The 11,629-nt window shown below is 58.1% G+C and carries 10 protein-coding genes; 4 read left to right on the forward strand and 6 right to left on the reverse strand.

The window, feature by feature from the left end; all coding sequences use genetic code 11:
* Window positions 1-194: 194 nt before the first annotated feature.
* Window positions 195-992 (reverse strand): SDR family oxidoreductase, encoded by a 798-nt coding sequence (locus RSSM_RS04140; protein ID WP_044301052.1) that lies wholly within the window; start codon window positions 990-992, stop codon window positions 195-197.
* Between the two features lie 388 nt (window positions 993-1,380).
* Here RSSM_RS04140 and RSSM_RS04145 point away from each other — a divergent pair, with 388 nt between their 5' ends.
* Window positions 1,381-2,796 (forward strand): L,D-transpeptidase family protein, encoded by a 1,416-nt coding sequence (locus RSSM_RS04145; protein ID WP_008674852.1) that lies wholly within the window; start codon window positions 1,381-1,383, stop codon window positions 2,794-2,796.
* Between the two features lie 88 nt (window positions 2,797-2,884).
* Here the strand turns inward: RSSM_RS04145 and RSSM_RS04150 are convergent, their stop codons facing one another.
* From RSSM_RS04150 to RSSM_RS04165, 4 genes are all read right to left on the reverse strand, one after another.
* Window positions 2,885-4,588 (reverse strand): VWA domain-containing protein, encoded by a 1,704-nt coding sequence (locus RSSM_RS04150; RefSeq protein ID WP_008674853.1) that lies wholly within the window; start codon window positions 4,586-4,588, stop codon window positions 2,885-2,887.
* A 221-nt stretch (window positions 4,589-4,809) separates the two neighbouring features.
* Window positions 4,810-5,619: a TatD family hydrolase gene (locus tag RSSM_RS04155; protein WP_008674855.1), complete on the reverse strand. Its 810-nt coding sequence runs from the start codon at window positions 5,617-5,619 to the stop codon at window positions 4,810-4,812.
* A 4-nt stretch (window positions 5,620-5,623) separates the two neighbouring features.
* Window positions 5,624-5,950, reverse strand: coding sequence for a hypothetical protein (locus RSSM_RS04160; protein WP_008674857.1), 327 nt, complete (start codon window positions 5,948-5,950; stop codon window positions 5,624-5,626).
* 41 nt (window positions 5,951-5,991) lie between these two features.
* Window positions 5,992-6,378, reverse strand: a complete 387-nt coding sequence (locus tag RSSM_RS04165; RefSeq protein WP_236620927.1) for an ATP-dependent Clp protease adaptor ClpS — start codon at window positions 6,376-6,378, stop codon at window positions 5,992-5,994.
* A gap of 306 nt (window positions 6,379-6,684) precedes the next feature.
* Here RSSM_RS04165 and RSSM_RS04170 point away from each other — a divergent pair, with 306 nt between their 5' ends.
* The 3 genes from RSSM_RS04170 to RSSM_RS04180 all read left to right on the forward strand — a co-directional run bounded on the left by RSSM_RS04170 (window position 6,685) and on the right by RSSM_RS04180 (window position 10,073).
* Window positions 6,685-8,148, forward strand: a complete 1,464-nt coding sequence (locus tag RSSM_RS04170; protein WP_008674861.1) for a dipeptidase — start codon at window positions 6,685-6,687, stop codon at window positions 8,146-8,148.
* A gap of 421 nt (window positions 8,149-8,569) precedes the next feature.
* The gene (locus RSSM_RS04175) at window positions 8,570-9,136 is read left to right on the forward strand and encodes a type 1 glutamine amidotransferase domain-containing protein (RefSeq protein ID WP_008674865.1); all 567 of its coding nucleotides are present in this window, start codon (window positions 8,570-8,572) and stop codon (window positions 9,134-9,136) included.
* Window positions 9,137-9,422: 286 nt separating this feature from the next.
* A complete protein-coding gene (locus RSSM_RS04180; protein WP_008674867.1) occupies window positions 9,423-10,073 on the forward strand; it encodes a sigma-70 family RNA polymerase sigma factor in 651 nt (216 codons plus the stop codon).
* 392 nt (window positions 10,074-10,465) lie between these two features.
* On the opposite strand, the gene RSSM_RS04185 is transcribed toward RSSM_RS04180, so the two are convergent.
* Window positions 10,466-11,413, reverse strand: coding sequence for a GDSL-type esterase/lipase family protein (locus RSSM_RS04185; protein WP_008674869.1), 948 nt, complete (start codon window positions 11,411-11,413; stop codon window positions 10,466-10,468).
* Window positions 11,414-11,629: the final 216 nt, after the last annotated feature.

An 11,629-nucleotide genomic window follows, 5' to 3' on the forward strand; every position in this document is an offset into this window, starting at 1 on the left:
TGGTTTACCAGCCCGCTGCGTTTACCAGCCCGTTGCGTACGGTTTGTCGATTTAATCAAGAGTCAACCTGCTTTTTAATCAAGAGTCAACCTGCTTTCGTTTAACCGGTAGCCGTAGGCGACGTGCAGTAGCAGGTAGGCCGCCCTTGGCTGCCCGTTAAACGAATAAATCAACAGCCCGTGTACAGCATTCACTCAAACGGCGTGTACCTCCTCAACGGCGTTCTCCTTTGGGTTGTTGTCTGCGGCGGTGTGCTCATGTTCTGAAGACTCAATGACGTTTTCGGCAAAACTTCCGTACGCGGCTCCGACTTGCTTCGCCGCCGAGTCTGGCCAGGCATGGAATCGCCCCTCCGCAATGGCATCGAAAATAGCGGTAGCCACCAACGTCGGCGGCTCCGCCACCTCAGCGAATCCGGCGTCGTGCGACATGTCGGTCGCGATCGGCCCCGGATGAACACTGACAACGTGCGTTCCGTGATCCGCGAGCGATTGACGCAGCGACTGCGTGAGCGAGTAGCTGGCCGCTTTCGATGCGCAATACGTCGACAGATCGGCAAACGATTTGACGGACGCGACGCTGTTGAGCTGCACAAACGCGCCGCCACCGTTGGCCTGCAACACAGGGGCGAAAGCCTGGGCCACGCGCAACATTCCAAACACGTTAACGCCAAATTCGAATTCCAAAGCGTCAAACGCTTGAGGGTCCGTCGGGCCGCACGTCGTCAGAACACCCGCGTTGTTGACCACCACGTCGACGTCGGTCGCCTGAGTGGCGGCATCCGTGATCGATTCAGGATCCGCCAAATCCACACGAATGGGCACGATCCGATCGCCAAACTCCTCGACCAAGGGGGCGGCGGACTCCGTTTCTCGGACGGCCGCATAAACTTTGCGAGCTCCTCGCTCGATCGCCTCTTCGACGATCACTCGGCCGATTCCACGATTGGCGCCCGTGACGAGCACCGTTTTGTCTTTTATGTCGAATCCCATTTTTCTAATTCCCGTGTTTTTGTTTGGGTTGGTTTTTCGTTTCAACACGCCGGCGATGGCGGCGTCGAAAGGGAATACCGAGTGAACGCGGACTCCTTACAGCGTTTCAGAAAAATCTTCCAAACCGCTCTCGCACCGCGGAGGCCCGACACGACTGCCTCGTCCGCGACACAGGGCTGTAGCGAGATCCGCTGTAGCGAGATCAATTGACGTCTCGGACGAATGCGAAACATCGGTGGGAAACTCGAACATTCCCGCGCGAAAGCAATCAATTTGATCTGGAAGCGACGCCCCGGTTTCCGCTATGCCTTGGGTTGATGCGGGCCCACAAGGATTGTGGCGCTGCCGCTCATTCGTTTCCACGCACACCTGTTTGCCACGAAGTAGCGTGCTTCGGCACCAAGTTCGAACGGCAAACAGCCACCGGCAGGGAGAGACCGCCGTGCAAACGCTGAAGACATCCGCAATTGTTGTTCTCATGATGACCGTGCTCTACGGCGCCTACGTCTCCATGACGACGCCGCCAGACCCGCTACCGCAAGGCGTTGAATCCTTGTTGGTGGAATCGGGAATGGATGAGCTGCCCGAGGATTTTGGCAGTTTTGGGATCGATGACGGGACCCTAACCAACTTTGATGATTTTGCGTCCGCCCCGGCCGCGATGGATTCCGAGCCGACGCTCGACAGCGCAACCGGTCCATCGAACGACTTCGGCCCGGTCGACCAAACGTTCGCTGATCTCGAATCCAATCTCGATTCGATCGACGAATCATTCCCCGCGGACTCGCTACCGACCGAACCGACATCGCCTGAATCGTTCCAAATGAGCGACATCGGTGCCTCCCAGGGCGCCAGTCGACTTCCCGAGGTCAGCGATTCGGCCACGCCCGTGGCAATCGCAGCCGACGCGGCTCGCGACTATCCTTCGACCGGCTCCGACTTCAGCCTGCCGGACCCGAACGAAGCGATCCAAATGACCGAGAGCAGTCTCGCCTCGACGACGAACTCGCCGGCGAACGCAACCAACTCGATCGGTTTCCAAGACATCCCACCTTCGGCATCCACGTCGATCACATCGCCGACCAACCGAACCGCGTCCGACGTCGCCGCCGCGGGCCTGGCCAACGCGATCGCAACCGCAGACCGACAATACAACGAAGACCGACGACGTGAGGCTCTCGCTACGCTGAGCCTGTTCTACGAGACCCCCAATCTCAGCAGCGAACAGCGTGAGCAATTGCTCGTCCGCCTCGACCCGCTCGCTCGCGATGTGATTTACTCGTCGGAACACCTTCTTGAGGAACCACACCGCGTCGGATCGAACGAAACACTGATGGACATTGCTCAGAAATACGACGTGCCTTGGCAACTGTTGGCCAACATAAACGGCGTGAGCGACCCGGTCACGGTTCTGCCAGGAACCGACCTAAAAGTTGTGCGTGGCCCCTTCCGAGCGGATGTGGACCTCGAAAACAAAGAACTCACTCTGTTCCTGGGTGACTTGTACGCGGGACGTTTCCCCGTCGGGATCGGCAACGACCCTGAGCCACGACCAGGCACCTACACGATCCAAGAAAAGAAATCGGCCAAGACCTACTACGACATGGCCGGCACTCCCATCCCACCAGGCAGCCCACGCAACCCATACGGTTCGATGTGGATCGACCTCGGCCAAGGGATCAGCCTGCACGGCAGTCCGAAGTCGGACAGCGCGACGACCGAAGGATGCATCAGCATCGCCGGCAACTACTCACGCGATGTCTTCGGAATCCTCTCGGAAGGCTCGTCGGTCACGATCCGATAGGTTTTCCGGTAGGCGGTAGTGGATCTTGTGAAAGATCCTCATGCAGCAGGATCTTTCACAAGACCCACTGCCCGAGAACGGAGCGGGGCTACGAGATGATGTCTCGGCGGTTTTGCACGTAGTCCCACAAGACAAACCGGTCGAGATCCTTGCCGCTGGTGAAGAACACCCGTCCGCGTGTTGACTGCGCCATGCGGTAGGCAAACCGAATGTCTTCCTCGCTCTGCGACCAACTCGGGATCAAGAAGATGTTGATCGTGATCCCTTCTTTCTGACACAACGCCGCCTCACGCATCGTGGCCGCTTCGGTCTGAACGTCCGGCGGATAGAGCATGAAGAGCGTTTCTTCTTCGAAGTGTGCAGTCGGCAACCCGTCGGTAATCAGCACGATCTGTCGGTTCGGCGTGTCGCAATTGACGAGGTTCTGCCGTGCGAGCTGCAGCGAGTGTTGGATATTGGTGAAGTGCGGGTGGATCTGATGCTCGCTGACCTCCGGGTTGCTCATGTCACACTTCAACCGCACGTAGGGATCGTGGATCGTGACCGGTTTGGGCATGCACTCAATGATCTCGCCCGGCGAACGCAACTTGGCGAACGTGTACATCTCGATGAACCGGAGAAAGTCACCCGGGTAGTCTTTGTTGATCAGTCCCTGCAGCGCCAACGCCATTCGCTTGACATTGATGTACTGGCCGTCGTAGCGCATCGAACCGCTCATGTCCATGATGACCGCGGTCGCGCACTTGGGGTGGTTGCGTGTCTTGTGCACAACGATATCGTCGCTGTGCAAACGCAGGGGTCGCTCGTCACCCTGGCGGATCAACGCGTTAATGACCGTTTGCGGCAGATCCAAATTCGCGACACTGTCCCCAAACTCATACGGTTTGGTCTGTTGCAATTCGACCGCCCCCTCACCGACGACGTCGCCTTCATGACGTCCGCTGCGTGAGGGCGCTAGCTCGCTGAAGATACGTTCGAGCAAACGCCCTTGAAAGATTTTGTAGGCCTGCGGTGTGAGCGTGAATCCCTTCCCATCGGCCTGACGCTGCAGCCCCTGACGTTCGGCTTGCTCGCGGAGCAGGTTCTCGACCTGGTTTCGCATTTCCTCGAGTTGCCGCATGTCACCCGGCTGTGCGAACTCGGACAACATCTCCATATCGATGATCCCGATCTGCGCCGTCTTCTCGGCTTGGTCGAGTTGTTCGAGCAACTCGTCGATCTTCTCGAGTTCCTCTTTGATCTCGAGAGCCTTCGGGATCGTCATCGTTTCGTTGCCGGTGAATTCGTACTTCGTCGCCAACTCTTCAATGTTGTGCTTGTCGCTCATCGCCGCACCGGTAGCGAGGAGGTCGCGTGCGAGGTCACTGTTGTCGTCACCGGCCTGGTACCACAACCGTTCGATCAGGAACGGCTGTTCCTGGCTGACCGCGACGCGGAACATCTTCTCCATCGCGGCGGGTGGCCGAACACGCGTGGCGGCTTTGTGGTACGCCTTGCGGGCTTTCTTGTTGACGACGCGGGTTTCGTAGGTCTCGAGAATCTTCCGCTTGCGTTCTTCGAGCAACGCCCGCAGGAAATCGATACTCGGCCCGAGCCCGGCGATCTGCGACGGATCCAAACGCACGGCGTTGGCGAGTTCTTCCTCGGTGAGCTGCCGAAAATTCCCGTACATCATCGCCTGCTCGAACGCGGGCGTGACCAAATCCGGCGGTTCCTGCGTGGGCGGCGGGAACGCGGTGGGATCGTATTTTTGGTAAGCGTGAATCACGCCCCCGATGCGATGCGATGTCATCAGCGATTTCTGCTAGGGTGGAAAACGATGGCGGTCACGGGAAGGCGACGCCCCACGGAATCATACCGATCCGCATAGACGCGTTTCCATCAACCGCAGATCGCCTTCGTACCTCCAACGCAGCTTCGCCTTCGGGTTTGCGGTAGTGGATCTTGCTAAAGATCCTGCTATGAGGCTCTCTAAAAAGATTCACTACCCGAAAAGAGAGCTGACAGAAGCGACTAGCGAACCGGTTCGACGAACTTCCCGCTCTTGGCAAAGAACTCGCTCGGGTTGTCGTGCACAACCTTGCGGATCAACGCCTCATCACAGCCACGGCGTCGCATTTGGTAGATCAGATCGGGGACCGCCGTGGGTTTGCTGACGCCCCAATCGCCGGCTGAGTTAGCGAGCAACCGCTCGCCGCCAAACCGCTCGATCATATCGGCTGCTCGATCGGGGGTGCACTTGGTGACCGGGTACAACGTCATCCCGGCCCAGAAGCCACGATCGAGCACCTCGGCGACGGTGTGCTCCTCGACGTGATCGACGAGCACGCGATCCGGGTTGATTCGCGAGTCGTCACACAACATGTCCAGAATCATCCGGGTGCCTTGGTACTTGTCTTCCAAGTGCGGGGTGTGGATCAGAATCAACTGGTCATGCTCGATCGCGAGATCGAGATGCTCAAGGAACACCGTTGCCTCGTTCTTGGTGTTCTTGTTCAACCCGATTTCGCCGATGCCGAGCACGCCCGGTCGATCGAGAAACTCGGGGATCATGGCGATCACTTCGCGCGACAAGGAAACGTTTTCGGCTTCCTTGGCGTTGATGCACAGCCAACAGTAATGCTGAATCCCGAACTGAGCCGCCCGACGTGGTTCGACGGCGGTGAGTTGTTCGAAGTAATCACGGAATCCGTCGGCACTGCCGCGGTCAAAACCGGCCCAAAAAGCCGGTTCACTGATCGCGACACATCCCATCCTGGCGAGCGTTTCGTAGTCATCCGTCGTGCGGCTGACCATGTGCAGATGCGGGTCGATGAAATCCATTTCTTTAACTCTCTTGCGATCGGGATTGAGCGGTCGATGCGTGTTCGGGCATCAAGCCGAACGCGGCCCGCCAATCGGGATTGTACTCCCGCGAGAACAACTGCTGAATCTGTTCAGCCCGGTTCGCCGAATCGTCCAACAGGATCCGAACCGCCTGTGAGAGCTGCTCTCGGCGCATCGCATCTTCTCCGGTCAATTCTTCGCAGCCACGACGGGACGGCTCGACTCCGGCCCGGTCGATACGGTCAAAGATGGCCGCCACCTCGAGCAGTTTCGCTCGCGTCTCGAGATAGGATTCATTCAGGATTGTCGATGCGCTTCGAGACTTCATCTTTGCGGGTTGACCTCGTTGTGGTTTCACCTCGGTGCGTACTAGCCTTCGGCCGGTTCAATGGTGGCAGACATACTACCTTTGCAACGTGGCAATAGTTCATCTTTGCCGAATGCGTGGATCTGGTCACGTTTGAGTTCGGCGAGTTCGAGCGTGGTGGTCATGCAAATCGCCCGTCCACTCGAATCGACTTCTTTGGCGACCTGGTAGCCCTTCTCGATGGGCATCCGGAACAGATCCCTCATCATCGTAATCACGTAGTCGAAACTGTGATCGGTGTCGTCCCAAAGAATGACGTGATAAGGCGGCTGTCGCTTCGGTTTGGCATCATTCCGCTCGTCTTGCTCAGTTTCCGGCTCGGCAACCGCAACTGCGACGACTTCGTCAAACATGTTTTCTTCGTCAAACATGCTCTCTTCGTTGGACATATTGTCTTCGATGGACATAGTTCCTGGAGTTCTCCTGATCGGTTCGCGTCTGATGTGAGAAAATTCCCGGCTGCGAACGGCTTCCTGTTTGATGCGGTTCACGATTGTTCCGCAAAAACGTTATTGTAGCCGCGAGAGGATTGCACCTGTTAGACCTGAAGTATTGATTTTTCCGAAGGTTGCAGTACCGACCACGGCACGTATCGCCCAACCCGCAGGGGTTAACGGCGTTACAAATTCCCTCGTCGCGGCAATCGTTCGGACACTCATGAACCACCAAAATTCCTGCAGACTTGAAGCCCACTGATGTCTCAAACCGCCAAGCCTTCCCCCGAAGATTCCCAGCCCGAAAATTCCCCAACCCAGGAAACGCGAACACAGGAAACACTGCCCGGTGACTTTGTCGATTTCCTGGCCGAAAACGCGGGTCGTTTCGAGGAAGAACTGAAGGAGTGGTTGCGGATCGCGAGTATCAGCAGCGATTCGTCCGCTAAAGATGATGTTCACCGGGCCGCCGAGTGGGTCAAGAACAAGTTCGAAGCGGCCGGGCTGAAAACCGAATCGATCCCCACCGCCGGCTTTCCCCTGATTTACGCCGAAACGCCGCCGCCCGCCGCAGCCGATGGAAAACTGCCCCCGGTGGCTCTGGTTTATGGACACTATGATGTGCAGCCCCCCGAACCACTCGACCTGTGGACGAGCCCTCCGTTCGAGCCGGATGTCCGCGACGGAAAAATCTATGCCCGCGGGGCCACGGACGATAAGGGCCAGGTGCTCACGCACGTCCTCGCCGTTTGCGAATGGCTATCGAGCGGCCGGACGCTGCCCATCCAGATCAAATTCCTGATCGAAGGCGAAGAAGAAGTCGGCAGTGCGAACCTCGAAGAGCACCTGCCGCGGCTCTCGGACAAACTCGCCTGCGACGTCGTCGTCGTGAGCGACAGCAGCCAGTACGGCCCCGGTCGCCCGGCGATCACGTGCGGGCTGCGGGGAATCGCCACGTATGAACTGTTCATCGACGGCCCGAGCCATGACCTGCACAGCGGTTCGTTCGGCGGCGCCGTCATGAACCCCGCCATCGCGTTGTGTCAGATGATGGCCAGCATGATCCGCCCCGATGGCACGATCGCCGTGGAAGGCTTCTACGACGACGTGCTGCCGATCCCCGAAATCGAACGCGACTCCTGGAAGCAACTCGGCAGTGATGACGAAGAGTTCGCCCGCAGCGTCGGCGCGAAACAGTTGGCAGGCGAAGCCGGCTACACGACCGATGAACGACGATGGGCACGCCCGTCGTTCGACATCAACGGACTGACCTCGGGTCACCAAGGCGAAGGCGTTAAAACGGTCTTGCCGGCCAAAGCCTCGGCGAAATTCAGCCACCGTCTCGTCCCCAATCAAGACCCGGTGAAGATCACGCAGAAACTGCAGGAACACTTCGCCCGTCACTGTCCGACCGGAGTGACGTTTGAGCTGAAACCGGATCACGGCGCCGGCGCGATGCTCGCTGACGCGAACAGCCCTTACACCAAAGCAGCCTCGGCCGCGGTGGAATCGGCATTTGGCGTCGCACCGGTGATGATTCGCGAAGGCGGCTCGATCCCGATCCTCGCCCGCTTCCAAGAAGTACTCGACTGCGACGTGTTGCTGCTCGGATGGGGACAGAACGATGACGCGGCTCACAGCCCGGACGAGAAGTTCGCGTTGGAAGACTTCCATCGCGGCATCCGTGCCTCGGCAGGACTTTGGCAACAAATGGGCCGCTCGTAGCCTCTGGTTAAGAGAGCCACTGGCAAGAGAACAAGTAGTATTCCACTGCAGCGTGGCTTTGGGGTGGAATCGTAGTGGATGACGCAAGGAATCTCCTTGCGTGACTAGTGCATCAAGGACTCGTCGCCTCGTCCACTACCCGAAAATCAAGTTGACATGAAGTACTAACCAACAACGCAACTGACTAAGCGCAGGCGTCTGCTGAACGCAGACCGGCTCTTGGCTTTTCGAGCGAGCACGGGCCCCCATCGCCTGAACGCTTTGGCATGCGAATCGCTTCCTTCGTTTGATCGTAACGCCGCCTCATCGACGCCAGTCTCTGGTTCTGCCGGTTGAGTGGAGCGTTTGAATTGAAAACGACATGCCTGTGAACGATGACTCGTCACGTTGACAGCACAACGATCAAAAAAGGAAATGATTCATGAGCAACCAAACTCTCGAGAACAAGAAGATTGCCTTTCTCGCCACCGACGGGTTCGAACAAGTCGAACTGACCAAGCCATGGGAGGCGATCAAAGAAGCCGGAGCGACCGTGCATCTGGTTTCGATCAAGTCCGGCAAAATCCAAGGCGTACACCACGATAAACAAGGAGACCAGTTCGACGTCGATAAAATCGTCGGTGATGTCTCCGCATCGGACTACGACGGGTTGGTTCTGCCCGGCGGCGTTTTCAACCCAGACGCGTTGCGGGTCAACGACGAAGCGGTTGATTTCGTTCGCGATTTCTTCAAACAACACAAACCGGTCGCCGCGATCTGTCACGGCCCCTGGACGCTGGTGGAAGCCGGTGTGGTCGAAGGACGCCGCGTGACGTCGTGGCCGAGCTTGAAGACCGACCTGACCAACGCGGGTGCCGACTGGGTGGACGAAGAGTGCGTCTGCGACGAAGGGCTCGTCACCAGCCGCAACCCTGACGACTTGCCCGCGTTCTGCGAGAAAGCGATCGAAGAATTCGCCGAAGGCAAACACGCCAAGCAAACGGTGTAGCCCCCCTTGCAACGGTTTCCCCGCTTCCCGCCCGCGGCCGTTCATACTCAGACACGCAAATCCAGCCGTGCGTGTCGGAGCCGAACGGCCGTGTGAGCTCGGGGCGAATCGCCCGGGTAAAACGTGCTGGATCCGGAATTGCCCGTTCGATCACCTTCTGCCCTCGTGATCGGTTCTTAATGCGAGATCGCACTCAACGCCGTCTCCTTTCCATGCGTTTTCTTCCGCCGTCCCCCCAGGCGCGTAGCCGACTCGCTAATATGCAAGCAGGAGACGACATACACCGATGACAAAATCGATCTGGCCCCGAGGCGAAAACACCGACGTCCTGATTCAGGCTGCGCGAGAGGGCGACCCAGATGCGGTCAATCGTCTGCTCGATCGCCACCGAGAAGGCGTTCGCCGCCTCGTGGAAATGCGTTTGGACCGTAAAGTCCAACAACGCGTCGACGTCAGCGATGTCGTCCAGGAGGTTCTCGTCGAAGCCAGCGGCCGGTTAGAAAAATACCTCGACGATCCGGTAATGGCCTTTCACCTATGGCTCCGCCAAATCGCGTGGGACCAAATCATCGACACCTATCGTCGCCATCGCGGCAGCGCGAAACGGAACATGGACCGCGAACAACCGATGCATGCCGGCGGACGTGGCGGCGTCGATGAATCTTCGGTCGATTTAGCGATCCAACTCTGTGACCCCTCAATGACACCCGCCGCCATCGCGACCCAGCGAGAGATTGCCGGCCGCGTCGAGTTGGCGATCGATCGGCTCGACGACGCCGACCGCGAAGTCATTTGGATGCGTCACTACGAGCACCTCAGCAATTTAGAAATCGCTGAGGCCCTCGGCCTGCAACCTCCTGCAGCAAGCATGCGTTACCTGCGAGCGATGCGGAGACTACGCACAATGCTCGAACAAGAAGACGAATCGTATTCCTAGGGATACGGTTTTCTCGAGCGTGTTCAGACTCGGGCAGGCGGTAGTGGATCTTGTCAAAGATTCTTAGGCGCAGGATCTTTCACATGCCGTTGATTACCCACGAGTATCTTTACGCCGAAGGCGTTTTACCAATTGGCCGGCGGTCGAGCAAAGCGACGACCGCCGGAATTGAGAGCATCGCTTGGTCTCGCCCCCGAACGTGGTCGCAGATTCGTCAAGACGGTTGTGCTGCGACCGCCTTCGGGGTCGGTCAGGCTTCCTATGATCGATCTCCCCAGGTGCGCCGACGCGACCTGGGGCTAATGGCTCGAAATCCCACTGGGATAAAAACCGACGATCGGCAACAGACAGCTTTCACACGACCCACTACCCGAAAAGAGAACCGAAAAAAACTACTCGCCTTCGACACCCGCCGCGGCACTGACCTGGACTTCTTCGTCGGTCAAAATTTCGTCGAGACGTCTTCCGATTAAATCGCCCCAAATCAGATAACCGGCTTCGTTCTGGTGCAGCATGTCTTTGAGGAACAGTTCCGAACGCGGCGTGTCATCGGCGTTGAGGTAATACTCCGCCGTCGTCAGGCAGTACACGTTCGGCTGGGTCAACGCCACTTCGCGGAACATCTCGTTGAGCCTGCGAACCTCCGGCCACACCTTCCAACGTGAAGGCGTGGGAGTGACTTCGACGAGCAAGATCGGGGCGTCGGGTTGATACTTTTTCGAGACACCGATCACGTGCATCACCATCTTTTCAACTTCATCCACTGTGCGATCTTGTTCCGATCCGGTGATGTCATTGGCGATAAACACCACGAGGACCCGGTATTGGTGAGGCGAGATCAAACGCCGGGCAAACACCACCATGTCACTGTATCGGGCCCCGCCGTAACCTCGGCGGATGATCGGATACGGTGCTAACATCTCTGCGGCTTGACTCCACAAACGGATGCTGCTGCTGCCTAGGAGCATGACAGCGTTGTCCGGATCCTGCTGCGTTTGGTCCAACTCTTCGAACTTCGCGATATCCTTCTCCCATCGCTCGATCGCTTTCTGCCGATCTTCTTCGCTGATGATTCCCTGCAGTTCGTCGGGGGTGGCATTCAGGGGTGAATCCACAACCGTTTTGGTCTCGCCGCCGTGGTCGGCTTGCCCCCCGGATGTTGCATTTTCCTGTGCGGTGGCGCCGCCCATTCCGAGGATCCCGACGAGAAGACCGGCCGCGATTCGTGCGGAAAGCCGACATCCAAACGGGGAGGCGGAGAGAAAACGGGCGTGAAACACGACGTGAAACAGGCGAGCGGGCTCGCCGGCTCGGGCGAAGAGGGCAAATGCGGGCTTCATGGACAGATTCCAGGCGGGAAAGGTGGGTCAAAGGCGGGGAAAATGGTGCAGACAGCTTAGTCGAATCCGAACCGGTCTTGTCACCCGATTGCCAATCGCGAACACTGACGGCAGAAGAAACTCACTATGTACCCCTGAAGGTAACTTTCGAATGTCCGATCCGTTTGGTTCTCTTTCGCCACTGCATGCGAGTGGCCTCAACTCGATCTCCGATCA

The sequence above is a fragment of the Aporhodopirellula sallentina SM41 genome (assembly GCF_000346505.1).
GTDB lineage: Bacteria > Planctomycetota > Planctomycetia > Pirellulales > Pirellulaceae > Rhodopirellula > Rhodopirellula sallentina.